At 37.7% G+C, this 25,893-nt stretch carries 25 protein-coding genes and 1 tRNA gene; 13 read left to right on the top strand and 13 right to left on the bottom strand.

All coding sequences use genetic code 11. The features are described 5' to 3' along the window. The first annotated feature begins 6 nt into the window (after positions 1-6). From AC3FI7_RS22830 to AC3FI7_RS22805, 6 genes are all read left to right on the top strand, one after another. A complete protein-coding gene (locus tag AC3FI7_RS22830; protein ID WP_291902252.1) occupies positions 7-780 on the top strand; it encodes a histidine kinase in 774 nt (257 codons plus the stop codon). Further along, a complete protein-coding gene (locus AC3FI7_RS22825) occupies positions 755-1,465 on the top strand; it encodes a LytR/AlgR family response regulator transcription factor (RefSeq protein ID WP_142725918.1) in 711 nt (236 codons plus the stop codon). Before AC3FI7_RS22830 ends, AC3FI7_RS22825 begins: the two co-directional genes overlap by 26 nt. A 110-nt stretch (positions 1,466-1,575) precedes the next feature. Next, positions 1,576-1,965, top strand: coding sequence for a hypothetical protein (locus AC3FI7_RS22820; protein WP_491460988.1), 390 nt, complete (start codon positions 1,576-1,578; stop codon positions 1,963-1,965). A gap of 95 nt (positions 1,966-2,060) precedes the next feature. Next, entirely contained in the window at positions 2,061-4,340 is a 2,280-nt protein-coding gene (locus AC3FI7_RS22815) for a cation:proton antiporter (RefSeq protein WP_491460987.1), read from the top strand. 103 nt (positions 4,341-4,443) lie between these two features. Continuing rightward, a complete protein-coding gene (locus AC3FI7_RS22810) occupies positions 4,444-4,926 on the top strand; it encodes a hypothetical protein (protein ID WP_491460986.1) in 483 nt (160 codons plus the stop codon). Between the two features lie 48 nt (positions 4,927-4,974). After that, positions 4,975-5,502 (top strand): hypothetical protein, encoded by a 528-nt coding sequence (locus AC3FI7_RS22805; protein ID WP_228451318.1) that lies wholly within the window; start codon positions 4,975-4,977, stop codon positions 5,500-5,502. A 6-nt stretch (positions 5,503-5,508) separates the two neighbouring features. Here the strand turns inward: AC3FI7_RS22805 and AC3FI7_RS22800 are convergent, their stop codons facing one another. After that, a complete protein-coding gene (locus tag AC3FI7_RS22800) occupies positions 5,509-6,156 on the bottom strand; it encodes a hypothetical protein (RefSeq protein ID WP_491460985.1) in 648 nt (215 codons plus the stop codon). A gap of 429 nt (positions 6,157-6,585) precedes the next feature. Here AC3FI7_RS22800 and AC3FI7_RS22795 point away from each other — a divergent pair, with 429 nt between their 5' ends. Beyond that, positions 6,586-7,428, top strand: coding sequence for a prephenate dehydrogenase (locus tag AC3FI7_RS22795; RefSeq protein WP_343660876.1), 843 nt, complete (start codon positions 6,586-6,588; stop codon positions 7,426-7,428). Between the two features lie 112 nt (positions 7,429-7,540). Here AC3FI7_RS22795 and AC3FI7_RS22790 read toward each other — a convergent pair whose 3' ends face one another. From AC3FI7_RS22790 to AC3FI7_RS22760, 7 genes are all read right to left on the bottom strand, one after another. Further along, positions 7,541-8,959: an L-serine ammonia-lyase gene (locus AC3FI7_RS22790; RefSeq protein ID WP_142725924.1), complete on the bottom strand. Its 1,419-nt coding sequence runs from the start codon at positions 8,957-8,959 to the stop codon at positions 7,541-7,543. Between the two features lie 101 nt (positions 8,960-9,060). After that, a complete protein-coding gene (locus AC3FI7_RS22785) occupies positions 9,061-10,404 on the bottom strand; it encodes an ammonium transporter (RefSeq protein WP_343660874.1) in 1,344 nt (447 codons plus the stop codon). A 103-nt stretch (positions 10,405-10,507) separates the two neighbouring features. Beyond that, positions 10,508-11,155, bottom strand: a complete 648-nt coding sequence (locus AC3FI7_RS22780; RefSeq protein WP_142725926.1) for an alpha/beta hydrolase — start codon at positions 11,153-11,155, stop codon at positions 10,508-10,510. An 83-nt stretch (positions 11,156-11,238) separates the two neighbouring features. After that, a complete protein-coding gene (locus tag AC3FI7_RS22775; RefSeq protein WP_142725927.1) occupies positions 11,239-11,865 on the bottom strand; it encodes a YceI family protein in 627 nt (208 codons plus the stop codon). Between the two features lie 78 nt (positions 11,866-11,943). Then, positions 11,944-12,510: a YceI family protein gene (locus AC3FI7_RS22770; protein ID WP_142725928.1), complete on the bottom strand. Its 567-nt coding sequence runs from the start codon at positions 12,508-12,510 to the stop codon at positions 11,944-11,946. A 140-nt stretch (positions 12,511-12,650) separates the two neighbouring features. Then, a complete protein-coding gene (locus AC3FI7_RS22765; protein ID WP_491460984.1) occupies positions 12,651-13,700 on the bottom strand; it encodes a glucokinase in 1,050 nt (349 codons plus the stop codon). Between the two features lie 116 nt (positions 13,701-13,816). Continuing rightward, positions 13,817-14,380 carry a hypothetical protein gene (locus AC3FI7_RS22760; RefSeq protein WP_142725930.1) on the bottom strand — a complete coding sequence of 188 codons (564 nt, stop codon included), beginning with the start codon at positions 14,378-14,380 and terminating at the stop codon, positions 13,817-13,819. Positions 14,381-14,736: 356 nt separating this feature from the next. Between AC3FI7_RS22760 and AC3FI7_RS22755 the strand changes: the two genes are divergently transcribed. Together AC3FI7_RS22755 and AC3FI7_RS22750 are read left to right on the top strand one after the other, a co-directional pair. Continuing rightward, positions 14,737-16,119 (top strand): DUF1800 domain-containing protein, encoded by a 1,383-nt coding sequence (locus AC3FI7_RS22755; protein ID WP_343660870.1) that lies wholly within the window; start codon positions 14,737-14,739, stop codon positions 16,117-16,119. 50 nt (positions 16,120-16,169) lie between these two features. Continuing rightward, positions 16,170-17,354 carry a DUF1501 domain-containing protein gene (locus AC3FI7_RS22750; RefSeq protein WP_142725932.1) on the top strand — a complete coding sequence of 395 codons (1,185 nt, stop codon included), beginning with the start codon at positions 16,170-16,172 and terminating at the stop codon, positions 17,352-17,354. A gap of 399 nt (positions 17,355-17,753) precedes the next feature. Here the strand turns inward: AC3FI7_RS22750 and AC3FI7_RS22745 are convergent, their stop codons facing one another. The 3 genes from AC3FI7_RS22745 to AC3FI7_RS22735 all read right to left on the bottom strand — a co-directional run bounded on the left by AC3FI7_RS22745 (position 17,754) and on the right by AC3FI7_RS22735 (position 19,490). Beyond that, positions 17,754-17,891 (bottom strand): hypothetical protein, encoded by a 138-nt coding sequence (locus tag AC3FI7_RS22745; RefSeq protein WP_002980888.1) that lies wholly within the window; start codon positions 17,889-17,891, stop codon positions 17,754-17,756. A gap of 104 nt (positions 17,892-17,995) precedes the next feature. After that, positions 17,996-19,015, bottom strand: coding sequence for a helix-turn-helix transcriptional regulator (locus AC3FI7_RS22740; RefSeq protein ID WP_142725933.1), 1,020 nt, complete (start codon positions 19,013-19,015; stop codon positions 17,996-17,998). Positions 19,016-19,154: 139 nt separating this feature from the next. Beyond that, a complete protein-coding gene (locus AC3FI7_RS22735; protein ID WP_491460983.1) occupies positions 19,155-19,490 on the bottom strand; it encodes a HopJ type III effector protein in 336 nt (111 codons plus the stop codon). A gap of 743 nt (positions 19,491-20,233) precedes the next feature. Here AC3FI7_RS22735 and AC3FI7_RS22730 point away from each other — a divergent pair. The 3 genes from AC3FI7_RS22730 to AC3FI7_RS22720 all read left to right on the top strand — a co-directional run bounded on the left by AC3FI7_RS22730 (position 20,234) and on the right by AC3FI7_RS22720 (position 23,244). Beyond that, complete coding sequence (locus AC3FI7_RS22730; RefSeq protein ID WP_491462110.1) at positions 20,234-21,034, top strand: RtcB family protein; 801 nt, start codon at positions 20,234-20,236, stop codon at positions 21,032-21,034. 102 nt (positions 21,035-21,136) lie between these two features. Beyond that, a tRNA-OTHER gene (locus tag AC3FI7_RS22725) sits at positions 21,137-21,248 on the top strand. Between the two features lie 241 nt (positions 21,249-21,489). Beyond that, entirely contained in the window at positions 21,490-23,244 is a 1,755-nt protein-coding gene (locus AC3FI7_RS22720; protein WP_491460982.1) for a hypothetical protein, read from the top strand. 153 nt (positions 23,245-23,397) lie between these two features. On the opposite strand, the gene AC3FI7_RS22715 is transcribed toward AC3FI7_RS22720, so the two are convergent. Next, positions 23,398-23,952 (bottom strand): histidine phosphatase family protein, encoded by a 555-nt coding sequence (locus tag AC3FI7_RS22715; RefSeq protein WP_491460981.1) that lies wholly within the window; start codon positions 23,950-23,952, stop codon positions 23,398-23,400. Beyond that, on the bottom strand, positions 23,937-24,719 hold the full coding sequence (locus AC3FI7_RS22710; RefSeq protein ID WP_491460980.1) for an adenosylcobinamide-GDP ribazoletransferase: 783 nt from the start codon (positions 24,717-24,719) through the stop codon (positions 23,937-23,939). Before AC3FI7_RS22710 ends, AC3FI7_RS22715 begins: the two co-directional genes overlap by 16 nt. 165 nt (positions 24,720-24,884) lie before the next feature. Here AC3FI7_RS22710 and AC3FI7_RS22705 point away from each other — a divergent pair, with 165 nt between their 5' ends. Continuing rightward, positions 24,885-25,892, top strand: a complete 1,008-nt coding sequence (locus AC3FI7_RS22705) for a hypothetical protein (protein ID WP_491460979.1) — start codon at positions 24,885-24,887, stop codon at positions 25,890-25,892. Position 25,893 lies beyond the last annotated feature (1 nt).

Below are 25,893 nucleotides of genomic sequence, written 5' to 3'. Positions count from 1 at the left end.
TACGTTATGGAAGGCAACTACTACATGATTCATGATTATCTGATATTCATCGGGGTTTTTGCCATTTTCCTGTTTCTGACCACCAGTATTTATCTTTTCAGCCAACATCAGAAGCTGAAACAGAGAAATATCAAACTATCAGAAACCAACAAACTTATTGAACAGCGCCTGAACGAGGTACGCCTGGAACATATCGGCACAAAACTGAATCCGCATCTGTTTAAAAACATCCTTAATTCAGTTCAGTCACATGCCTATCAGACCTATATGTCACTGGATAAGCTGGCCAATGTACTGGATTATATTTTATATGAGAGCAATAACAAGTATGTCAGCCCTAAAGAGGAGCTCAATTTTGCTTTAAGCCTCATTGAAATTAATAAAATCAAGATCAATCCTCTTTTTGACTTCAGAATTAAATCAAGGATTAATAAGTCGGATGCTTTGTATGAAGAAAAGGTATTTGCTCCGCTGATCTCTGTAGATCTTATTGAAAATGCCTTCAAACATACAGATTTCCTGGCCCAGGACTCTTTCATTTCTATTTATTTGGAGCTTGAAAACGGCATATTCACTATGAAAGTAAGCAATAAAGCTTCTTTAAAAAATATTCTGGAAAAAGAAAAAAGCGGTTTTGGAAGCCAGTCTTTTGATCAGAGGCTTAAGATGATCTACAGTACGTACTACCAGCTGGAAAGAAGCTCAAAGAACGGGATCTTTACAGCAGAATTAAAAATCAATTTAGGAGAATTCTATGATAAAATGCGTTATTCTGGATGATGAATTACTGGCCATCAGTTATTTAAAACTTCTATGTGAGCAGATCGATAATGTAGAAGTGGTAAAAGCATTCAATGATCCTAAAGTTTTTCTGAATGAAATAGACAGCATCGACTGCAATCTGTGTATTCTGGATATTGAAATGCCCGGAATGACAGGCCTTCAGGTAGCTGAAATTATTTCAGGCTCAAAAAAAATCATCTTTACAACCGCCTATAAAGAATATGCAGCAGAAGCTTTCGATCTGAATGTAGTAGATTATGTAAGAAAGCCTATCAAAAAAGAAAGACTGATCCAGGCATTTGAAAAAGCAAAAGAACTGGTGGAAAACAGTCCTAAAAAGGCTTTTATTGAGTGGAATACCAATATCGGAAAAACCGTCATATTTACTGAACAGATTTCTTATATCAAAACCTCAGAAATAGACAGCAGAGATAAAGATATCATTCTCAGTGACGGAACAACCATTGTTCTAAAAAATTTAAATTTTAAAAATCTTCTGGAAATGCTTCCGTCTAAAGATTTCGCACAGGTCAACAAAAAAGAGATCATCGCCCTTTCTTCCATTAAAGTATTTTCAACCAACGAAATCATTACAACGATCCCTTCGGAAGATCATACTTTTCTGAAACTACAGATCGGAGATGCCTATAAAAATTCTCTGATGGAGCTATTCGGAAAATAAACCTCTTCCAGATCTTTCCGGTTTCATTACAGAATATCTGTGCTTTATTACAACTCCTCTTTTTCAACTTACAATCCATTTATTTTTGCACAGAATTAATTGATTGTATAATGAAAAATTTTTTCTATGTTGCGGGACTCCTCATATCCGGATTGTATTTTTCCCAGGAAACTCAGTCAAAAGTTAAGGCTTCATTTTTTGATGGAGTAGCAACAGCCGGATATGTGGACCATGGTGCTTTTATCAATTTTACAGGTCCGAATGTAAGTCTTACCCATAAAAATCTGAAATTTTTGCTCGGAATGCTTCCTTCACTGAGAATAAAAGAAGACCACTCTTCCGGCACCAGAAACAGTCTTATTATGCCTACTTTAGGAGCTGGTCTCACTATGGTCTACAAAAAAATCGCAGTTCAGATTCCGGCTTATTATAATGCCAAAACAGCAGATCAGAATGGCAGCTGGAAAATAGGTTTCGGATTGGGTTATTCATTCAGATAGATTTTATTACATTTTTTAGAACATTCATTACATTTAAAAAAAAAGAGTATTTAACATAACTATATTCTTTTCAACTTTGCATCAAAATTGGAATCATGAATTTGGGGAAATACAAAAATTTAATTTTCTACGTTACTACTATCGCTGTCTTTTCTACCCTGATGTATTATTTCATCATCGAAGGACAGACGCTGGAAGTAAAAGAAAATATCGTTGCTAACACCAGCAGCGGCTCTACCTGGGAAAATTTCCTGGAATCCTTTAAAACCAATCTTCACCATCCGCTTGCATTATTACTGGCACAGATCGTCACTATTATTATGACAGCAAGACTTTTCGGATGGATTTGTATGAAAATAAAACAGCCGACGGTAATCGGAGAAATGATTGCCGGGATTGTACTGGGGCCATCACTTGTCGGAATGTATTTTCCTGAATTTTCAGCATTTCTTTTCCCAAAAGAATCTTTAGGTAACCTTCAGTTTCTGAGCCAGATAGGCCTTATACTCTTCATGTACATCGTCGGAATGGAGCTGGATCTGAGCGTATTAAGAAAAAAAGCGCATGATGCTGTTGTGATCAGCCACGCCAGTATCATTATCCCTTTTGCATTGGGAATAGGACTTTCCTATTTTGTGTATCAGGAATTTGCCCCGGATGGCATTCAATTCACTTCCTTTGCTTTATTCATAGCCATTTCTATGAGCATTACTGCATTCCCGGTATTGGCAAGAATTGTACAGGAAAGAAATCTTCAGAAAACCAAACTGGGAACTATTGTTATTACCTGTGCCGCGGCCGATGACATTACTGCATGGTGTATTCTTGCGGCAGTCATTGCGATTGTAAAAGCAGGCTCTTTCGCCAGCTCTATCTATGTGATCATCATGGCAATTGCCTATGTGTTTTTAATGATTAAAATTGTCAGGCCTTTCCTTAAAAGGATTGGCGATCTTCAGGCAGGCAAAAATACCATCAGCAAACCTATGGTAGCCATTTTCTTCCTAACCCTGATCTTATCTGCCTATGCTACTGAAGTAATTGGTATTCATGCATTGTTCGGTGCTTTTATGGCAGGAGCTATTATGCCGGAGAATGCCAAATTCCGTACACTATTTATTGACAAAGTTGAGGATGTGGCGTTGGTACTGCTGCTGCCATTATTCTTTGTATTCACGGGACTTCGTACCCAGATTGGCCTGCTTAATGACAGCCATCTGTGGATGACAGCAGGATTTATTATTCTGACCGCCGTTCTCGGAAAGTTTGCGGGAAGTGCACTCACAGCAAGATTTGTCGGTATTAGCTGGAAAGAAAGTTTAACCATCGGAGCTCTGATGAATACAAGAGGCCTTATGGAGCTTATCGTACTGAACATCGGATATGACCTTGGAGTTCTAAGCCCGGAGATATTCGCAATGCTTGTGATCATGGCATTATTTACAACATTCATGACAGGGCCTGCGCTGGATTTCATCAACTTCCTTTTTAAATCTAAAAAAGATCCGGATGAAAAGATTCATGAAAACGATTCAAAATACCGGGTACTCCTTTCTTTTGACAAGCCGGAATCCGGCAGCACCTTATTGAAACTGGCGCACAATTTTACCCATAAAATGAATGGTAATAAAAGCATCACTGCCATGAATATTGCCCCTGTAGATGAAATGCACGCTTATGATATCAATGAATATGAAGATTCCCAGTTTCAGAATGTGATTGAAACGTCGCAGGAACTGAATCTTGAAGTGACTACTCTCTTCAAAGCTTCTACTGATATTGAAAGTGACCTTACCAGCATTACCAATAAGGGACATTATGACCTTCTGCTGATCATGCTCGGAAAGTCCATGTATGAAGGGAGTTTATTGGGGAGATTATTGGGCTTTACAACCAAAATCATTAATCCTGAAAAACTTTTGAATACGGTAAAAGGTAAAGGAAATATATTCAACAACTCTCCTTTTGACGACTTTACCCTTCAGATCCTTGACAAAACCAATATTCCCGTGGGAGTTTTGGTGGAAAAAGATTTTAACGCGGCAGACAAAGTATTTGTTCCGATCTTTAACCTGAGTGATTTTTATCTTCTGGAGTATGCAAAAAGACTGATCAATAACAATAATTCTCAGATTATCATTCTGGATGCTGCAGGCCAGATCAGAAATAATATCGAGGTGAAAGAGCTGATCAGAAGTATAGAACAGGTGGCTCCTAATCATATCACCCTCTACAATGAAAAAAAGATTGAGAAAGAATTTCTGAATGCTCAGGACCTGATGCTGATCAGCAGTAAAAGCTGGAAAAACCTGATCGATACTAAAAGTCTTTGGCTCTCTGATATTCCATCCACCTTAATAATATCAAATCCATAATACAATAACACACCGATATTTCTATTTCTACCGGAAGCTGTAAATATTATTCGTTGTCTGTAAAGAAAAAACGGGTATATTTATAGCTTCAATTTTTTGGGACATGCTGATTAACAGTGAAAATGGAGTTATAGAGCTGGAATCCTTTACTACCAGACTTTATAAGGGAATGAGTCTTGATCAGCTGGAACAGTCTGATTTTTATAAAGAAAAATACCATAGTATACAGGATGTAAAAACCGGGTATTTTTGGTACTATTTTAAGAGTATAGAAATACAGGGGTACCAGGTATCTTTCAGTCTGTGCTTTTTCGGAGATCAGCTGGACATTATCCAGATGAACACATGGGAAAATGGCGATGCAAAAGACTGGAATGAATGGACAGAAGAGAAAGAAATGAAAGTCTTCCATCGGAACAACACTTTTCTATCTCAGATTCTGGACAGACTTCCCACCCAAAAACAGAAAAAACCTTACCCAAGCCGGACCTTTATCTTTCCCTGGGGAAATGTATGGTCGGCCTACGATCCGCGAAGTGCCGGCAGCTTTATGGGAATTAATTTTAATGAGGAGGAAAACAAATAAAAATAACTTTTAACCAAAGATTAAGATTATAATATGTGCCGATATGCCATGATGGTTTACAAAGGTCATTATGCCTGTTTCAACTGCCAGAAAACATTCAAACGCCGTATCCTGAAAGATGTGGACAGGGACGCCCAGATATCAGTAGAAGCCAAATGTCCCGAGTGTGGAAATCTGATGGCCAATATGGGATTAGATTTTAAATCACCGGCAAAAAATGATGACAAACAATGGGCCCATATCCGGGATTTGTATACAGTCGGGATCACTTTCCATTCATGTGGATGTTCAGGACCGGGATATATTCCTCAGGACCGGAAAGCTATTATTGACTATCTGGAAAAGGTACGTTCAGAATATATGAGATCTCTGGTGTTCTGGAGGTACCGTATTGAACCAGAAACAAAAAAAGACCGGGAACTGGATTATCAAAAAAACAGTTCACATCTATGGGCTGTTAACCGTAATGCTTTTAAAGAAACGGTAACCAATCAGGAAGGCATCAACTATTGGCTCAAAAGGATCAACGAAGTTGAAGAAAGACTCCATATTATCAAGGCTGATCAACAGAAATAACAGACATTATTCTGCCAGTTTCATAAGCTTTTTGAAACTCTCTGTTAAGTTTTTCTCCTGTTCAGACGTATAATCAGCACTGATATTGAATCCACGTCCTGTCGTATTATTGATCATAATGATGTTTCCATTTTCAAAGTAATTTCTGGTTGTAATAACCTCTGACTTATTGAGATCAAAGGCTTCCGTATCATTATGATCTTTCATAGCTTTAGCATCATAGAAAAAGGGACGGTTATACCTGTATTCTTTCTCCAGAACAAAAGACAGCTGTCCATTCAGCAGATAATACTCCATAAGGATCTGCCCTGTTTCTCCATAATATCTGGCGATCACTTTTTCCAGCTTTTTATCTGCATAATAAAATACTGCTTCTCCCCCTTCAGCCGTTTCTCCTTCAATAGTTTTCTTTTTTACAGAACTCCATTTTGCATAGGAATTAATTCTTTTAAAATTGGCCCGTATAGGCTTCAAACGGTCTTCCAAGGACTTAAAAGCAATGATACCCTGCTCTTCGATCCTCTTCTTAATCTCCCCTGTATCTTTTCTTTTGGTGGTAAAAAAAACTGAAGACTGATGATTGAGGTTTTGGGCATATCCGGTACTGATACCAATCAATACGGTAAAAATTCCATATAAAAATCTATTCTTCATGAGTGTTTTTTACAGATTTAAATGAACAGCTAAATTAACTTATAAACAAGTACAGAAGCATCAAAACATAAAAAAGTTTTAAACACTTAAGTTTTTTCAGTACCTAGCCTTAAGTTTTGTGAAAATCTTTGATTTTTATCTTATGTGAACTTTTCTGCAGGATCATTTTAAACCTGCTTAAGTGAACTCAAGTGTTCTAAAATAAAACCTTTTGAGACTTTTGTGATTGGTAAAGTTTAAACAACTTTATAATTTAGAAAAGAAATTTCATTTCATTTAAAAAATATTTTTACCTTTGCTGCATGAATTTTAACAACGGAACATATTATTATAGAATTTTTACCTCAGCTCTGGGATAGGGATTCTTATGAATATAATTTAAAACCTCGTCCTAAGGACGAGGTTTTTTTATTTAAAAAATTTAAAAAGATGAAAATAAGTATTATTGGAGTGGGATTGATCGGTGGTTCGATGGCTCTGAAATTAAGAGAGAAAAACATCGCCAGCTTCATCTACGGGATAGATAACAATACACAGCATATCAGTGACGCATTGGATCTTAAAATCATTGATGCGGGTGCAGATCTGGAAGAGGGAATCAAAAACTCTGACCTTATTATTCTTGCCATTCCTGTAGATGCGGCCAGAAAACTATTACCCGCTGTTCTAGACCTCGTGTCTGATCAGCAAACTGTTATGGATGCAGGTTCTACCAAAGCCGGAATTGTAAATGCCGTAAAAAACCATCCGAAACGTTCAAGATTTGTCGCATTCCACCCGATGTGGGGAACAGAAAACAACGGTCCGAAGTCCGCAGTCGCAGAAAGTTTCTCAGGAAAAGCAGGCGTAATCTGCAACAAAGAAGAATCTGCAGAAGATGCATTGAATACTGTTGAACAGCTGGTTAATGCCCTTGACATGCATATGATCTACATGAATGCAGAAGATCATGATGTACACACAGCTTATATTTCCCATATCTCCCACATTACGTCGTATGCTCTTGCCAATACTGTACTGGAAAAAGAACGGGAGGAGGAAACCATTTTTCAGCTGGCCAGTTCCGGTTTCTCGAGTACCGTACGTCTTGCAAAGTCACATCCGGAAATGTGGGTTCCTATTTTTAAACAAAACAAAGAAAATGTGCTGGATGTATTGAACGAGCATATTACCCAGCTCAGAAAATTCAAATCTGCCCTTGAAAAAGAAAACTATGAATACCTTGAAGAACTGATTACCAATGCCAACAGAATCAGAGGAATTTTAAGATAAGTTATATTACGATACTGAAAGCCCAACGGTTTTTACTTTTATTTTATTAAGAAACCCTTAAACAGTAATGTCTAAGGGTTTTGTTTTGTATTGTAAATGGGAATTATTTTCATTAACATTCCGGAACGTTTACTGCAATTGCCAGTCCGCCTTCGGAAGTTTCTTTAAAGCGGTCACTCATAGACTGGGCTGTCTCCCACATCGTCTGAATCACCTCATCCAATGTTACCCTTGCTTTGGTAGGATCACTTTCCAGTGCAATATTGGCTGCCGTAATAGCTTTCATGGCACCCATTGTATTTCTTTCAATACACGGAATCTGAACCAGCCCTTTGATTGGGTCGCAAGTTAATCCAAGATGATGTTCCATGGCAATTTCTGCCGCCATCAAAACCTGTCCTACACTTCCGCCGAGGATCTCTGTAAGTCCGGCAGCGGCCATTGCGGAAGACACTCCGATTTCTGCCTGACATCCTCCCATTGCTGCAGAGATCGTTGCATTTTTCTTGAATAATGTTCCGATTTCTCCCGCCACAAGCAGGAATCTTACAATATCATCTTCACTGGTGAACGGGGTAAAAGCCTGAGCATACATCAATACTGCCGGAATAACACCGCTTGCTCCGTTGGTAGGAGCGGTTATAATCCTTCCGAAACTTGCATTCTCTTCATTCACAGCCAGCGCAAAGCAGGCAATCCATTTATTGATATTCGTAAAGTTCTCTTCAGCATCTACCACCTGCTGGAACCATTCGTCTTTATTTTTATAGATTTTATCACCCAGAAGCTTTCTGTTGATTCCGGCGGCCCTTCGGGAAACATTCAGCCCACCCGGAAGAACCCCTTCCTTATTAACTCCTTTGTAAATACATTCTTTGATCTGCTGCCAGATGTAAAGTGCCTCTTGTTTTGTTTCTTCCTGAGTTCTCCAGCTTTCTTCATTGATCAGAATCAGATCTGACATTTTATGAAGCCCAAGCTTCTCACAGTATTTTGCGATATCAGAAGCTTTATGACAAGGATACAGGGTACGTACACACTGCTTTTGGATAGAATTCTTTTCCTGACTGGCAATGAAACCGCCTCCCACAGAATAAAAATCCTGCACAAGCTCAGTTCCATCCTCAAAAACAGCTCTGAAGATCATTCCGTTCGGGTGAAAATCAAGGCTTTTTTTCATATTTAAAACCAAATGATGGCCATAAATAAATGGGATAACCTTCTCGCCCCCCAGATTGATTGTTTGAGTGCTTTTAATATAGTCTATTTTCTCATCAATTTTTGAAGTATTGATTGTTTTAAAATCTTCGCCGTTCAGCCCGAGCATTCCTGCAATATCAGTTCCGTGCCCAATCCCCGTTTTTGCGAGTGAGCCAAAAAACTCAAGAAAAACCTCTTTCACTTCTTCGATTGATCTTTCTCTTTTTATAATCCTGATAAATGCAGCAGCTGCATTCCAAGGCCCCATGGTATGCGAACTGGAAGGGCCTATTCCTACTTTAATAATTTCAAAAACCGATATTGATTCCATAAATGATTCGTCATTTTCCTCAAAAACAAAGATACATGATAAATCCTAAAATCAATCTTCAAATCTTTAATGAAAACAGAGATCTGATCAGAATATAAAAACTATTGCAGACATTCCTCATGCTGGGAGAGATCAAGCCCTTTATTTTCAGACTCTTCAGATACTCTTAATGTGATTATTGAATCTGTAATTTTATATAAAAGCAATGAGCCAAAAAATGTAAAAACGGAAACCAGAACCAAAGCAGCCATATGATGAAGAAAAACATCAAGCCCCCCATGAAGCAGACTTGCATTTTCACCACGGGCAAAAACAGCAGTAAGAATCATTCCCATAATCCCTCCTACTCCATGACAGGCAAAAACATCCAGTGTATCATCTATTTTCTTTAAAGGTTTCCAATTCACCATTACGTTAGAAACTATTGCAGAGATAAATCCTATAAAAAGGCTTTCCTGAATGCTTACAAAACCACATCCGGGAGTAATTGCCACCAGCCCTACTACAGCCCCGATACAGGCTCCCAAAGCCGAAACACTTCTCCCATTGATTCTGTCGAAAAAAATCCATGTCATCATCGCTGAAGCAGAAGCAATAGTAGTTGTCCCAAAAGCTGTCGCTGCCGAAGCGGAAGCACTCAATGCGGAACCAGCATTAAATCCGAACCATCCGAACCAGAGCATTCCTGTACCAAGAAGTACATAAGGAATATTGGAAGGCTCATGATGTGGATTTTTCCTGTTTCCAACCACCAAAGCACCTGCAAGCGCTGCAAAACCTGCGCTCATATGCACGACTGTTCCACCGGCAAAATCTTTCACTCCGAAATATTTATTCAAAAGGCCATCAGGATGCCATACCATATGACAAAGCGGTGTATAAATAAAAATACTGAAAAGAACGATGAATAATAAATAAGAAATAAAACGTACCCTCTCTGCAAAAGATCCTGTAATAATGGCAGGAGTAATCACTGCAAATTTCATCTGAAACAGGGCAAAGAGAATAAAAGGAATAGTGGGAGCCATTATTTTATGCGGCAGATCCCCCACTCCACAGAAAAACGGGTAACTTAATGGATTTCCGATAATACCATAATGTTTTCCGCCAATGGTAATTCCCAGTGAATTTCCAAAAGATAAAGAGAAACCTACGACCACCCATACCAAAGAGATAACACCTAAAGCAATAAAGCTCTGCAGCATGGTTGAAATCACGTTTTTCCTGCCAACCATTCCTCCATAAAAGAAGGACAGTCCGGGGGTCATCAACAGGACAAGTCCTGCCGCAGCCAGAATCCAGGCAACATCGGCCCCTACAATTTTATCTTCGCTTAAAAATTCTCCTGTATCAGGAATATCTGCAACCGGATTCCAGAATAAACCTCCGATTGCTACAAGTGTAATGACAGAAAATGAAACGATCCATTTTAATCCTACTTTCATAAAATTTATATTTAACCCTATCAAATTTAAACATAAATTTTATAAAAACCACCTTTTTAAAACAATACCCCTATAAAAAAATACTATTTAATAAACAATATATTTAATTTTCACAAAACACCTCCTTCAGTATTTTAGAAACTTCTTTGGATTTTGTTGCCGGAAAAAGATGGGTTCCTCCCTTCACCACATAATCCGGATTCGAATAACGGATCGGAAAAACAATGTCTTTATCCCCTAATATCTGAATCACCTGGGGATTTTCTTCAAACTTCCATTCAGAAACTTTTTCTACCGACCATTTGAGGTAATAAGGATCTCTTACTTTAAAATACTGCAGAAGCTTTGGATTTTTCGGATCAAAAAGCTTCCTGATAACAGCGTATACATTGGCTGCCTTATCATTGAATAATCCTACAGGTAATATTCTTGGTATTTTGGTAACCTCACCTGTCTTTATAAATCTGGATTTTTCTTTGTCAGATTTTATACTTCCGAGAATAACGACCTTCTCAGCAGGTTTCAGCTGATTGATTTCCTGGACAATAATTCCTCCAAAAGAATATCCCAGAAGACAGAATGGCTCTGAATCATCTACTTTCTCCGCCATTCTTTTAACATAAGCATCAAAAGGTTCATTTTTTTCAGGGATAAGCCAGTCTATAAAAATCAGTTCACAGTGTTTGGGAAACTCTATTCTTTCAAGGACCTTAAAGTCTGCTCCCAGACCGCTCACAATATAAATTTTCATACCACTAATTTATAAAAAATACAGGAACAGAGCTAAAAAAAGCAGTTCTCATGAACTGCTTTCTGTATCAATAAAAATATATCTTATTTTTTCTTTTTTGGAACCCTGTTTTCATTATCCAGCATTTCTGTAGAAACTTTAAACTGAATATCCATTTCATTCTTGATAAAATAATCTTTCAGTGAAGACTGATAGAATACTTTAAAGTCTCTTCTGTTCAGAGAGAATTTGGCAGATTCAATAGATGTGGTAAACTGGGTAACATATACATTTGCAGGGAAAGAGATTGTTTTTCTCACTCCTTTAAGGGTAAGATCACCATATACGGTAGAATTGTATTCACTGTTTGCTAATGGAATAATTTTAGTCAAATGGAATTTTGCAATAGGGAATTTTTTTACTTCAAAGAAGTTGGAGCTTTTCAGATCATTTGTAAGCTTGATCTGATCTTCATCTGAAACATCTCCTGCCATCAGACTCCTCATATCTATTACAAACTCTCCGTCTACAAGAACTGTATGGTCAAAGTTGAATTTTCCGCTTTTTAACTTTACGGTTCCTGAATGGGAAGTTTCCTGGGTTTTTACCACCTTATACCCCCACCATCTGATCTCTGATGAAGTCACTTTTGAAACCTTATCAAATTTCTTTTGGGCAGAAACAAATGATATACTTGCGCACACCATAGCAAACAATAGTAATCTTTTCATTCTTTTTTATTTACAATTCAACAAAAATAAAAAAAAGTGTAGAACTTCTACACTTTTAACAATCTTTTTTTGATTAATTTACTGAGCAGTTACTTTTACAAGCATATCGATATCATCTTTCACAAAAACATCCTGCATCGTAGACTTATAAGCTACATCAAATTTCTGTCTGTCGAAAGAGAATTTGTTTGATACTAAACTTACCACTCCTTTGCTGTAAGAAATCTTGGCAGGGAAAGAAATAGGGTTTGTTTTTCCTTTCACCGTAAGGTTTCCTGTTACAAGAGAATTGTAGATTTTATCATTATTTTTCTTTACTCCTGTAATTTTGAAGGTTGCAGTAGGGAATTTTTCAACTTCAAAAAAGTCACCATTCTTAAGGTGTCCGTTTAATTTCTGCTGATATTCTCCTGTAAGGTCCGTAGAACTGATAGAAGTCATATCCAATACGAAGCTCCCGCCTACCAATTGGTTTCCTTTCATTACCATATCACCAGATTTTACTTTTACAGTACCATCGTGAGAGCTGGCCTCAGATTTTGCCACTTTGTATCCCCACCAGTGTACATCAGACGCTACTACTTTTTTTGACTGTCCAAATGCTAAGCCACCAGCTAAAACTGCTAATAAAAATATTTTTTTCATTGAATAGAGTTGTTTACTTATTTAACGGTACAAAGGTAGCATCTTCTTTCATAGATTCCATTGATGTATATCAATAAAATTTATTATTTTCATGAATAATATCATCTCATAAAAAAACTCCGGATATCCGGAGTTTTATTTTATAGCTGGTAGTAAGCCGTATAAAGCGCTATACCATTTAATGCTGTGTGATTTTGCTTGACCAGATAGATTGGAGTACTTCTAAGCATCTCCTCCATTTTATCACTGATCTTGAACTTTTCGTAGAATTTAGCCTTGTCAATATATTCTCTTACGATCTGAGGAATATCTCCGGCAATCAGCAGCCCTCCGGTGGCTTTCAATTTTAATGTAAGGTTGTTCGCCTCTCTTGCCAGAAACTCAAGGAAGGTATCTAAAGCAATTCTGCAGATCAGGACATTGTCCTCAGTAGCTGCTTTATATAATTCCTCCACGAAATTTCCCTGTGCAAGACGTTCTCCTAACCATTCCGGCTCAGGATGTCTTTTCACATCTCTCAGGAATCGGTAAATATTGAATAATCCTGATTTGGAAAGTACATTTTCCCAGCTTACAATACCATAGATATTATTCAGGAACTGGTAAAATTCAACTTCTACATTGGTTCTTGGTGAAAACTCCGAGTGTCCTCCTTCTGTTGCAAAAGGTCTCAGGTATTTTCCGTCAAAGAAATATCCGGCTTCACCCAATCCGTTTCCGGGAGCAAGCACAGCTACATTTCCTTTCTCAAGGTGTCCGCCGGTATAGATTGCCTCAAGATCATTATCTTGCAGCAGAGCCATTCCGTAAGCAGATGCTTCAAGGTCATTCAGTATGTCTACTTTCTCAAAGCCGAAATCACGGGCATATTCAGCAACATCTAAATGCCAGCCCAATCTTGCAGGGGTACTCTTTCCGTCTAATACAGGTCCCGGCACAGCCATTCCCAGACGTTTTACATTTTGCAACTGATTGTCCTGAACAAACTTTTTCAAAATATCTGAAAAAGAAGAGTATTCCTGGGTTGCATATGTATTTTCTACTTTTATCTCAAGACCTCCGTTCCCGGAAACGAAATAGCCTAAGATTGTTATGTCTTCACGGAGACTTGCCCCGATGATAGAAACATGATCATTATTACTGTTCTCTACTCCTGGTAAATAAAGTGGAAATTTTGGATTCAGAATCATAACCTCAAATTTTACCAAATATAATAATTGTTTTTGTAAATCCTGCACAGAACAAAAAAACCTTTCCACTTTCGTGAAAAGGTTTTGGTTAATAATTGTTTATATATTAAATCTAACTACTTTCCTAATGGAATATTGTAACCGAATCCTACTCCGATATTTCCCACATTATAGTCCTGACCAGGCAAATCTCCTTTTGTTCCTACAAAAACCTTTTGGTATTGCACGAAGAAATTCCAGTCTCTGTTGTGGTATCCGATCTCCGGTTTAAGGTAAAACCCTCCGTCTGCTCTTTCAACACCGGTATTTGATGCAACTGCTTTATCTCCAACTAAGAAACCATATCCTAAGTCTGTTCCGAAATAAAACCCGGTCTGTTTCGGATAAATTCTGATTAAAGCCGCTACAGGAATTACCCCTACATCATTATTTTTATATCCGTTATTGTCTTTTCCAAAATAGTGAGTATATCCTGATGCGATACCTAGTCCAAATCCCGGTGTAATCAGGTTTTGGTAAGATACATCTACTCCTACTGCAGCGGAAAGATTATCTGAGGGAACTGCTAAACCAACATTTGCACCTACTTTGATCATATTATTCATCTGAGCACTTTGGGCACTTGCTATACCTGCTGTTAAAATACCAGCCAGTACTATTGCTTGTTTAAACATTTTCATAACTCTAATTTTTAAATTTTACTAAACAAAAGGATGTAAAAATCATGCCAAGCAAGGATATCACTTTGATTTTAACACACAAACAAATCATAAACAAATGAATATCAATGATTTATTTTTAACAAAATTTAAATGTTTGTTTAACAAAAATTATCAAAAAATAATCTCAAAAAGTGAATTAAAGGATGAAAAAGGAAGCTGGAAAAAATATACCTCCATAAAATCAATCCTATTTCTATCCAAAACTTCCTGCTTCTTGCCTCCTGTTTCCAGCCCTCTCAACAATATTAACAATCCTTAACCCGTTTCTATTTTAACCTTCTTCTTTGAAATACATCAAAAAAATAAATTCTCCCATGATAGCTGATTCATTACAAAAAAACAAGCATCTTCTTTGGCGGGCAGGTTTTGGCGTTGGTATTAATCAAATTGATGATCTGAAAAATAAGAACACCAAAACATTGATGAATGAATTATTTAAAGAAGACAGCTTCAAAGAGGTTACTTATGATACTCCTGATCCGGTTTCTGCAGCTGATTACATGAACAGTACAGCTTCTGCCGAAATGAAAAAAGAAATGCAGCGGATCAACAGGGAACAAAACAATGAGCTGAATCTGAATTTTCTGAATACTATCGTCAACAGTAAAGAACAGATGAGAGAAAAGATGGCGTTTTTCTGGCATGGACATTTTGCCTCAAGAGTCGTCAATCCAAAATTCAACAGGCAGCTTTTAAATACCATCAGAAAAAATGCGCTGGGAAATTTTAAAGAGTTGCTTTTCGAAGTAAGCCAATCGCCTGCCATGCTGAATTTTCTGAATAATCAGCAGAATAAAAAAGATCATCCCAATGAAAATTTTGCCAGAGAAGTCATGGAACTTTTTACCATGGGAAGAGGTAACTATACCGAAAAAGATGTCAGAGAAGGTGCCAGAGCCTTTACAGGATGGAGCTATGACAAGGAGGGTAACTTTAAAGAAAGAAAAAATCTCCACGATGAAGGCACCAAATCTTTTTTAGGAAAAACAGGAAACTTCAATGGAAATGATATTTTAGACATTATTCTGGAACAGAAAGCTACCGCACAGTTTATTACGGCAAAGATTTATAAATTCTTCGTCAATGAAAAAGCAGACCAGGAGATTGTCAGCAGGCTCAGTACAAATTTCTACAATTCCGGATATGATATCAAAAAACTCATGACTGAGATATTTTCCAGTACATGGTTCTATGATCAGAAGAATATCGGCAACCGGATAAAATCTCCTGTGGAGCTGATGGCAGGTATCATGCGGATCCTTCCGATGCATATTCAGAATCCGGAAAACCTCATCGTTTACCAGAAATTATTAGGACAGATGCTGCTTTATCCACCCAATGTAGCAGGATGGCCCAATGGAAAATCATGGATTGACAGTTCTACACTGATGCTGCGACTCCAGGTTCCACAGATATGGTCCGGCCTCCGGCCTCTGGAATACAGCCCCCGACAGGATGATGATATCGATATGGGAATGAAATCCCGTGAAAATGCCTTGAACAAAAGTTTTAAAAATCCCAATATTACGATCGACTGGGATCGCATCGAAAAACTTTTTGCCAACAGGAATTGTGAAGATTATATTCTCCAGAATACGCGAAGCCTTGATATGAGTTCAGTAAATAATTTTTCTGACAGGAGTATCAAAATGAATGTCATCAACCTGATGTCTACCCCGGAATATCAGTTAATGTAGGCAGAAGATTTCAGGTTACAACCTATCACCTATACCTTAAAAACAAAATTATGTTAATCAAAAGAAGAGAATTCCTTAAGATAAGTTCACTGGCTACCGCTTCTATGCTGATGCCTAATTTCTTAAAAGCCATGACCCTGGATGAAGCTTTGAACCCCAGTCAGAATATCCTGGTAGTTCTTCAGTTTACAGGTGGAAATGATGGGTTGAATACTATTATTCCTGCTAAAAATGATATTTATTTCCGGGAAAGGAAAACGCTGGCTATCCAGGATTCTATGCCATTAACAGATGAAGCAGGGATTAATCCGTCTCTCTCTTATTTTAAAGAACTTTTTGACAACGGAGAGCTTTCTGTGATGAACAATGTAGGATATCCTAACCCGGACAAATCCCATTTCCGGAGTATGGATATCTGGCAGTCGGCAAGCAGAAGCGATCAGTTCCTGGAAACAGGCTGGCTGGGTCGATTTCTGGATGAAGAATGCTATCGCTGCGACCACCCTACTCAGGCACTGGAGGTGGATGATATGCTAAGTCTTGCTTTAAAAGGAGAAAATAACAAAGCATTTGCTTTTAAAGATCCTAAAAGACTGTATCAAACCAGCCAGGAAAAATATTTCAAGTCGCTTTATGACCATCATCATGATGATGAAACCGTGTCTTACCTTTATCAGACTTTAGGTTCCACCATCAATAATGCTGATTATATTTTTGAAAAAAGCAAGGCCAAAAAAACAGAGCAGATTTATCCCAATTCTCAACTGGGAAAAGACTTTAAAACAGTAGCTTCTTTAATAAAATCCGATATCAATACTCAGGTTTATTATCTTTCTGTAGGAAGTTTTGATACCCATGTCAATCAGAATGAAAGACAGAAAAAACTGTTCGATGACATCAATGAGGCTGTAAAATCATTTGTTGCCGATATGAAAAGCAACGGACTTTTTAATAATATCCTGCTGATGACCTTTTCAGAATTTGGCCGTCGTGTAGCCCAGAATGCGAGCAATGGAACAGATCATGGAACAGCCAATCAAATGTTCTTTATCAGTGGCAATCTAAAAAGAAAGGGATTGCTGAATGCCCTTCCTGATTTACAGAATCTGAATGAAGGGGATCTGATCTACAAAGAAGATTTCAGAAAAGTATATGCTACGATCCTTAAAAACTGGCTTAAAGCCGATTCTTCCAAAGTGTTGGGATGGAAAGATGGAATTTATGATTTTGTGTAGGGAAACCGCAAAAGTCACAAAAGTTTTTAACACTTAAGTTATTTGGGATATTTCTAAACGCTGAAGAAGTACACTTAAGTTTTTTTTTAAATCTCCGATTTTTCAAATGATAATAGTATTGTTTAGATTCCTGCGGAATGAAACAATGGGAATGATAGCCAACCCACACAGTTCGTCATTCCGTAGGAATCCGGCCTTAGTTATCAGAAAAAATAATTAAAAAAATACAATCTGACCAAAATTCCAACTGAAGACGTGAAAATTCCCCTCCTCTGAAGGGATGGCGAAAATTCAAGAATTTTTGACGGGGTGGCTATCCATCTTCATCAACAAAAAAAGAGACCGTATATATTATAACAGTCTCTTTTTCAATAATTTTAAATTGTAACTACTTTACGTTTAAGCTGTAATCTGCTTTGGTTCTTTTTCTTTCTGATCTTCTTTTTTATCAAGTTTCTCAGATATTTTTTTAACAATATATTCTATCGCTATGGGTGCTATGATTGCAATTAATGCTTTAAATATTCTTGATTTCATACATTTAATTTTGTGATTATCAATAATGCAATTTCCAAGCCAAGATAATATATGGCAATAGATGATCTTGTGCAGAGTCCTTTGAGAAGCTGTTTTAAAGTGTTTTAATTTTCTTCAGGAACAACCAGATTCTGATAATTTTTACTTCCGGCGTTGAACTTTTCTTCCATTTTCCGCCTTAATTTCTGAGGTTTATGTACTACGAGAGAGTCTCCAAATCCTAGCAGTAACCTTTCCAGTTCAAAATTGATCTGAACACAGATTTTAAATAAAGTTCCTTCATGATCTTCCCTGATAATCTCCTGACTTTTATGCAGCGGTTTGGTTTTCACATACGGAGCATTTCCTGAATCTACCCAAAAAATTACATTTCTGGGAACAATTCCTTCTGAGACCGTAACACCTACAATATCTTTAAAATATTCATCTCCATCCAGCTCTTTATCAATAAACGGCAGGATATCATCTGTTTCAATACGTTCCATTCTGTCCAGTGCAAGATTATACATTTTCTGCTTATAAAGGCAGATGAGAAACCAACGGTTGTTAAACTCCTTCAGCAGCTGCGGGTGCACAGTGTATGTATTGGATTCTCTTGCGGTAAAGCTCTTGTAAAGAATCTTCAATACCTTTTTATTTATAATGCTTTCGTACAGAATATCAATATGCTCCAATCCCTTCAGCTGCTCATTCTTATCCAGATGAATAATAGATTTCTGACTGGTGGAATGAATGGAGTCTTCCAGCTTCTGAATCACCCCATTCATCTCTTTGAACATGGAAAAGTCCTTGAACTGTTTTAATATCTGAACCGCATTATTCATAGCCTTCAGATCACTTTCGTTCACAGAGATGTTATGAATGCTGTATTCAGGATCGCTGTAACGGTAGTATTTTCTTTCGTAAACTTCAATAGGAGCCTCATAACCGAATTTTTCACTCCGCATATTCTGCAGGTCAAGCTGAACCGTACGCTTACTTACATAGGATTCTTTTCCCTCGAATTCAAACAATGCTTCTGAACATTCATCAATGAGATCTTCCAGGGTATATTTCCTGTATTTGTTTTTAAGACATTTATCTAATGTTTTGTAGCGGATCAGGGCGTTTTTATTAGATGACATGGTGGTATTTTTTTGCAAAAAAGCGAAATGGCAGATCTGCTTGTATATTGATCGTTTATTAACTGTTACTCATAACTTTAGCTGACATAAAGATGATAACCGTTTTGAGGTTTCACCTTTTTACCCACTTTTACTCTGGTTATTTCTCTTTCAGAGCATTTTCGTCAAAGGTAATCCCTTCCCAGCCGAATTTTATAAAGTTACGGATATTCTGGTGATCATCTCCCTGCGGGTTTTTCAAAACATCATCCCTGTAGAATTCACCAAAAAGCGAAAGGGTTTCTTCTTTTGTCAGATCATGAATGCTGGCAAAGCTGAACAGTTTACATGAACCATTGTTCTGCCCTGCCTGATTGGTCGTATCTCCATTTTTAAAAGCAGTAGGGGTAAACTCATAATGTTCGTCAATATAGGCTATAACATCACTGAACTGAATGGTTTCAGGGAAATGTTTCAATTGTTCTAATAGTATCATAGATATCGGGGTTTATTATTTTATATTTATTTCAGGCAGATTTTTCACATTGGCTGGTCTGCTCTTTTTAGAATTTTTGTAAAAATAATTAAAATTTCTTTACCTACGCAAAACTATTGCGCAATAAAGGTATTACTTTGCATCATCAAAATGAAACAACAATGGAATTTAATGGAAATCATTTAATCGAATTAGGATATAGACCTGCAAAATGGTTTAAAGATGCCATTAGCTATATCAATGAGAATCACCTGGATGATCAGCAGATTGCAGAATATCTGGTGCAGTTCAGACAGCCGGATCTTATTCCGCTTCATGAAACAGCTAAAGATTTTATGATCAATATACGTGCAGAACATGAAAGTGAAAATGATAATGTAGAAAAAGTAATCAGAACAATGAAAGTTCTGATGAAGACCCCTACACTGATCGGAGGAGCTTTAATGCCGGATGCCTGCCCTACTGGTCCAGAAGGCCAGATTCCGGTAGGAGGTGTGGTGGTTGCCCAAAATGCCATTCACCCGGGATTCCATAGTGCTGATATCTGCTGTTCTGTGATGCTGACAGATTTTGGAAAAGCCAATCCTAAAGATGTTCTGGATGCTGCGCATTCTGTAACGCACTTCGGATATGGAGGAAGACCAAGAGGAGAACAGATGCCGATGTCACAGGAACTGATGGAAGCCTTCAGAGAAAATGAATTCTTAAATGATGAAAAACTGATCAGCATTGCCCGTTCTCATATGGGAACCCAGGGAGACGGAAACCACTTCCTTTTCGTTGGAATTTCTAAAAATACAGGAAATACCATGATGGTAACACATCACGGGTCAAGAGCTCCTGGAGCAGCATTATATGATAAGGGAATGAAGGTTGCCAACAGTTTCAGACAGGAAATTTCTCCTGAAACATTAAAAGAAAACGCATGGATTCCTTATGATACACAAGAAGGTAAATCCTATTGGGAAGCCCTTCAGCTAATCAGACAATGGACCAAAGAAAATCATACCTCTCTTCATGATGCTGTGCTGAGCAAGCTTGAAATGGAAAAGGAGAACAGGTATTGGAATGAACATAACTTCGTTTTCAAAGACGGAGACCTGTTTTATCATGCAAAAGGAGCCACTCCGCTGGATGATAAGTTCATGCCTGATATTACAGGGCCAAGACTGATCCCGTTGAATATGTCTGAGCCGGTACTGATCGTTCAGGGAACAACCAACGAAAGAAACTTAGGTTTTGCCCCGCATGGAGCAGGAAGAAACTTCAGCAGAAGCCAGCATAAAAAATCTCTGGCTCATAAAACAACTGAGGAAATCTTCAATGAGGAAACAGCAGGGCTGGATATCCGTTTCTATTCCAATGAAATTGATATTTCTGAGCTTCCAAGCGCTTATAAAAGCGCAAAGAATGTAAGAGCACAGATTGAAGAATACGGACTGTGTGAAGTATTGGATGAAGTGATGCCTTACGGATGTATCATGGCCGGAGATGTGCAGAAAAATGCACCATGGAAGAAAAAGAAGAAATTCAGAAAAGCATAATTTTTAATCTAATATAAAACCTTACAGGTTTTCAAAAACTAATAACCAACCTTGCAGGTATAAAAGCCTGTAAGGTTCATGAAAACTTTTTTTATAACGGCAGGGGCAGTAGCTCAGATGGTTAGAGCAACAAAATTACTTTTCGATGCAGGCAGATAAAGTTCCTATAAATCACCAAGATTGTGGGTCACAGGTTCGAGTCCTGTCTGCTCCTCATTACAATGAAAATGCTTATATTAACCTATTCATTTTCATTGGTTAAAAAATTTAAGGCAAAGAAAGTTCCTATAAGATTAAAATTACTTTCCGCCTTTTTAACCCATTATAAGGCACAGGGAGTTCCTATATTTTTGGATAAATTACTCCCCGCTTTTTATAAACTATAGGTAAAAGGAGTTCCTATACCCTTCACTTTTAATGAATCTACTCCTCACTTATTTTTTAAACTTAAAACAATGAAAACACTACAATTATTCAATGCGGTACTGGCTAAAGAATCGAGTGCAAAACCATTTATTTCCAATGACGGTTTTATCATTGAACCTAATGCTGTTTGGGCAAAAAATAAAATCATATCCTTCTATGCCAGGGAAAAACTGAACGGAAATGACCTGAACAAAACCTTCCATAAATCATGGGAGAAAATAAAGAATACCTCCAGATATGATTTATTAATTGAACAGATCACTCATTATGTTTCAACCTATGGAAGTGATTTTCAGAACGAAATTTATATTCCTGCTGAAATACTGAATGTCCCGGATATGAAGATGGTTTTTAAAGTCATCAAAGCGTATACTGTGGAAGAAATGCAGGAAAAATGTCTTTCTCTTTTAAGATCAGGAATGGCTTTAAAGGAAGAAACCATAGATGACTTGCTTGATATCCTGCATAACGAACTGGAATATGATTTTACAGGAAAAGAAAATATCAGAAATAAGGAAGCCATTATAAAAATAGCCGATCTGTATGCTATTTATCCTGAAAATCCGGTTGAATTTTTCCGTTATATTATTTATAAAACAACCAATACGACGCTTTTGATCAAAAACGATGACTTAATTAATCTGATCAAACAGAGTAAATTCAATCCAACCTATTTGTTTGAAAGCTTCGGACTGGAAAAAATGGCAGAAATCTTTAACCGATTTAAACCATTATTCCTTGCTTATAAAAACAGAGCTCCGAAAGCCATCAATAAAATATCAAAACTGTCTAAAGTGCATCATAAACCACTGATCTCAAATCCGTTGAATGATGCTACCAATACATTGCTGGAAAACAGCGACTGGCATTGGCTGGAAAATGCGACACCGTTTGCACTGTTCAAAGCATTGTCAGCATGCCATTCAAGAATATATGGGCAGGATACCTTTGTCTACAGAGTGAGAAACGGAAAATCATGGACTAAAAAAGGGAAGGAAACTTATGCGAATCAGTTCAACTATGATTTTATCATGGATTATCTGAAACTGAAGTACGAAAACCTATCCGGAAAGAAATTTTATTTCCCTGAGAATGTAGAATTTGCATTACCAACTTCAGAAAAAATGTTTGTTGGAAATATTCCTACCGGAACCCGTTTTTATGCTGAAAGACTGGCTGTAGGGGTTTATTGGGAAGATCAGTGGGGAGCTCGTGACCTTGACCTTTCAGGACTGAATATCGCCGGAAAAATAGGCTGGAATGCCGCTTATAATCATGGTGACGGACAGCTGATGTACTCCGGAGATATGACTTCTGCTCCAAATGGTGCGGTTGAATATCTTTACGCCAATAAAGGACACTGTGCACCAACACTTGTGATGAACAACGTTTTCAGCGGAAATGCGGATTCGGGATATAAAATCATCATCGGAAAAGGAGACAAGATTTCCTACGACTATATGATGAATCCTAATAATCTGTTTGCTGAAGCCAGATGTAATTCTGTCCAGAAGCAAATGATTTTGGGAATGCTGGTGACAAAGAACGAAAAACAATGTTTTGTACTATTGAATTTCGGAGCAGGTCATTCTCATGTTTCAGGAAATAATCAGGTTTCTACGATGGCCACAACTGCATTATACCAACAATGGTATGAAGCAATGTCTTTCAATGAACTTGTAAAAGAGCTAGGCGCTGAGATCACCACAGAAAAAGCGGAAGCTGATTTTGATTTCTCACTGGAAAGCCTGGAAAAAGATAGTTTTATCAGAATTTTTAAATAAATTCCATGACGTCATCTGATGGTATCGGGTGGCGTTTTTTGTGAAATTCTGCCGGTAAACGCTGAAAACCACCCCGTCAAAAATTCTTTGAATTTTCTCCACTCCTCCGGGAGAGAGGAATTTTTACGTCTTCAGCTGGGATATTGGTCACTGCTATACATTCATCTTTTTAACTGAAAATATTCCTTCATTTAAATTAATGATCATTTTCTTTCCATAATCAATCTGAATACTGAACATATTCTCCAGAGGAAACTGAAGCACCGCCTGAAGGATCAGACGAATGACTCCTGCATGGGTGATGATAAGGACTTTATTGGTATCTCTTTTCTCAGTCAGCTCATTCCAGAAGCTGAGGATGCGGGTCTGCATGTCAAGAAGATTTTCACCGCCGGAGGTTTTTACTCTGATAAAATCACTGTACCACGGATTGATTTCTTCTTCCGGAATATCTGTCCATTTTTTCAGCTCCCAGTTCCCGAAATTCAATTCGCGAAGTCTTTCATCTGTTTGATAATCAAGCTTAAAAAAATCAGCTAAAAGACGGCAGCGTTGAGAAGGACTTGAAATAATTACATCATAATTATCATCAAGGTTCAACATTTTAAAATCTTCAGTGAAATCTTCACGTAAAGGCATTTCAGCAAAACCATAACACCGGTTTTCCGGATTGTCTACAGCAGTATGACGGATTACATGTATTTCCATACGATGATTGTTCCTAAATAAAATAAAACTTCACAAACCTGCTGCACCGACCCCAGACAATCTCCTGTGTAGCCTCCGATATGCTTTTTAAAATACCAGCCCATGTATATTTTACCTGCATAAGCCAACGCAAAAGCGAAGATCAACCTCCAATCCGGAAACAGGGCAAAAGCAATTAAAACACTAATAAATCCTACGAGCAAAGCCATTCCATCCAAGGGTTTATGGGCCAGAGGTTTTGATTTACTGACATCAATATCCGTAACATATTGATGGGTATAGATCATAGTCCCCGAAATAAACCGGCTCACGGTATGCCCTAAAACAACAATGCATAAAATCCCCACCGGATCAGCCATCCCCAAAGCCTGAATACTGTAAAACTTCAAAGCAAAAAGCAGGATAATCCCAATAGTTCCATACGCTCCTACCCGGCTGTCCTTCATAATGGTCAGGATTTTTTCTTTTCCGTATCCGCCTCCGAAGCTGTCACACATATCTGTAAAACCATCCTCATGAAACGCTCCTGTCAGCAAAACACCAGCGATCATCATTAACACGATCCCTATTTCCAGGTTAAACAGCACTGTAGAAAGATAAAGCACTGCTGCGTTGATCAACCCTACCAAAAGCCCGACCCATGCGAAATACTTCTGAGATCTATTCATAATCTCACTGGAATACGGAACCTCAAACGGAACCGGAATTCTCGTGAAAAACATCAGTGCCGTGGCAAAGTAAATCAGTTCATTCTTGAGTACTTTCATCTTTATTTTTAATATAAAAACTGGATTTATCAGTTTTCGTAAAATTAGGAAAGCTTTTAACAATGGTAAAGAGATCGATTAAAAAAGTTAGAAACATGAATCTTATCACCTTAAGATTTACCTTTTACATTAAGCATATTTTTTACTTTTGCTCCATTAATAACCATGAAAAAAGAACAAATGAAAAAAGCGTATTTCGTTGGATTATGTCTTATATCCGTCGTAAGCTGTTCAGCTCCCGGTGATGAGCTGGAAAATGTAAATGAAGCACAGGCTTTAAATGCATCCGGTAATATCAAGCTAGCAAAAGGAGGTTTCAGAGATACTCCGGACACTCCAACTCCTCCCCCCGCAGGAATCTGGTCAAAATCTTTTTATTTAACGAATCCTATTTACGGTTTCTACAGTAATCTGACCAAAAAGCACCTGTACAATACCTCTCCATTACCATCCGAACTTCCTAAATCCTATCCAGGACTGGACTATTACTTTCAGGAAAGATTATTAGGTTCTGCAGACGGGCCCGGTCCTGTCATTACAAGATGGTTTCACACAGGAACCAATGATCTGGTATTAACGACCAATCCTAATGAATTAGTGGGACAAAGTAACTGGGAGAAAAGAAATCTCGGTACCAGCTATAATGGTGATGAGCCGGGAAGTTTTCCTATTTACAGATATTTCAATGGTGATAAAAAGACGCACTTTTATACCAGAGACAAAAATGAGCTGGGAGACGGAAAAGACGGCTATGAATATGAAGGAGTCGCTTTCTACCTGAAAGATTCAGAACCTAAAGCGTATAGGGTTCGTGACGGACAGTTTTTCCAGGATAATGCGACAGGAAACCTTTACATCGTATTTGAGAGTACGCTGAGACGTATTGAATCTTTTGCCGTGATCAATAATCTGTTTGCTGTTCAGGGCAAAGCCTATTTGGTTTTTAAGGTAAATATAGAAGATTACACCGGGGAAAGAGGTCCTGACATCACTTCAGGAACACAACTGGTACGAAACACCAATACCGGAAAGCTGTATCTTGTAGATGATGGTTTATACAGGTATATTCCTACAATGCAGATATTCAATACCTATAAATTCAATGAGGATGCTATTCAAAATAAACCTGTAAGAATGATGTTTACAGGTAAAGATGTTGAGCACACTTATTAAC

It is taken from the genome of Chryseobacterium sp. TQ-BC-N36 (genome assembly GCF_058382295.1).
The sequence above is the reverse complement of the archived record's forward strand: the minus strand, read 5'-3'. Positions and strand labels throughout refer to the sequence as shown.

Excerpts from the sequence above, each read along its gene's own strand:
- AC3FI7_RS22830 (WP_291902252.1), top strand. The coding sequence starts at position 7 with ATGGAAGGCAACTACTACATGATTCATGATTATCTGATATTCATCGGG.
- AC3FI7_RS22765 (WP_491460984.1), bottom strand. The coding sequence starts at position 13,700 with ATGATTCTGAATCCAAAATTTCCACTTTATTTACCAGGAGTAGAGAAC.
- AC3FI7_RS22795 (WP_343660876.1), top strand. The coding sequence starts at position 6,586 with ATGAAAATAAGTATTATTGGAGTGGGATTGATCGGTGGTTCGATGGCT.
- AC3FI7_RS22710 (WP_491460980.1), bottom strand. The coding sequence starts at position 24,719 with ATGAAAGTACTCAAGAATGAACTGATTTACTTTGCCACGGCACTGATG.
- AC3FI7_RS22780 (WP_142725926.1), bottom strand. The coding sequence starts at position 11,155 with ATGAAAATTTATATTGTGAGCGGTCTGGGAGCAGACTTTAAGGTCCTT.
- AC3FI7_RS22740 (WP_142725933.1), bottom strand. The coding sequence starts at position 19,015 with ATGTCATCTAATAAAAACGCCCTGATCCGCTACAAAACATTAGATAAA.
- AC3FI7_RS22730 (WP_491462110.1), top strand. The coding sequence starts at position 20,234 with ATGGGAACCCAGGGAGACGGAAACCACTTCCTTTTCGTTGGAATTTCT.
- AC3FI7_RS22755 (WP_343660870.1), top strand. The coding sequence starts at position 14,737 with ATGATAGCTGATTCATTACAAAAAAACAAGCATCTTCTTTGGCGGGCA.
- AC3FI7_RS22785 (WP_343660874.1), bottom strand. The coding sequence starts at position 10,404 with ATGAAAGTAGGATTAAAATGGATCGTTTCATTTTCTGTCATTACACTT.
- AC3FI7_RS22825 (WP_142725918.1), top strand. The coding sequence starts at position 755 with ATGATAAAATGCGTTATTCTGGATGATGAATTACTGGCCATCAGTTAT.
- AC3FI7_RS22820 (WP_491460988.1), top strand. The coding sequence starts at position 1,576 with ATGAAAAATTTTTTCTATGTTGCGGGACTCCTCATATCCGGATTGTAT.
- AC3FI7_RS22810 (WP_491460986.1), top strand. The coding sequence starts at position 4,444 with ATGCTGATTAACAGTGAAAATGGAGTTATAGAGCTGGAATCCTTTACT.
- AC3FI7_RS22705 (WP_491460979.1), top strand. The coding sequence starts at position 24,885 with ATGAAAAAAGAACAAATGAAAAAAGCGTATTTCGTTGGATTATGTCTT.
- AC3FI7_RS22770 (WP_142725928.1), bottom strand. The coding sequence starts at position 12,510 with ATGAAAAAAATATTTTTATTAGCAGTTTTAGCTGGTGGCTTAGCATTT.
- AC3FI7_RS22715 (WP_491460981.1), bottom strand. The coding sequence starts at position 23,952 with ATGGAAATACATGTAATCCGTCATACTGCTGTAGACAATCCGGAAAAC.
- AC3FI7_RS22815 (WP_491460987.1), top strand. The coding sequence starts at position 2,061 with ATGAATTTGGGGAAATACAAAAATTTAATTTTCTACGTTACTACTATC.
- AC3FI7_RS22805 (WP_228451318.1), top strand. The coding sequence starts at position 4,975 with ATGATGGTTTACAAAGGTCATTATGCCTGTTTCAACTGCCAGAAAACA.
- AC3FI7_RS22720 (WP_491460982.1), top strand. The coding sequence starts at position 21,490 with ATGAAAACACTACAATTATTCAATGCGGTACTGGCTAAAGAATCGAGT.
- AC3FI7_RS22790 (WP_142725924.1), bottom strand. The coding sequence starts at position 8,959 with ATGGAATCAATATCGGTTTTTGAAATTATTAAAGTAGGAATAGGCCCT.
- AC3FI7_RS22745 (WP_002980888.1), bottom strand. The coding sequence starts at position 17,891 with ATGAAATCAAGAATATTTAAAGCATTAATTGCAATCATAGCACCCATA.
- AC3FI7_RS22775 (WP_142725927.1), bottom strand. The coding sequence starts at position 11,865 with ATGAAAAGATTACTATTGTTTGCTATGGTGTGCGCAAGTATATCATTT.
- AC3FI7_RS22760 (WP_142725930.1), bottom strand. The coding sequence starts at position 14,380 with ATGAAAATGTTTAAACAAGCAATAGTACTGGCTGGTATTTTAACAGCA.
- AC3FI7_RS22750 (WP_142725932.1), top strand. The coding sequence starts at position 16,170 with ATGTTAATCAAAAGAAGAGAATTCCTTAAGATAAGTTCACTGGCTACC.
- AC3FI7_RS22735 (WP_491460983.1), bottom strand. The coding sequence starts at position 19,490 with ATGATACTATTAGAACAATTGAAACATTTCCCTGAAACCATTCAGTTC.
- AC3FI7_RS22800 (WP_491460985.1), bottom strand. The coding sequence starts at position 6,156 with ATGAAGAATAGATTTTTATATGGAATTTTTACCGTATTGATTGGTATC.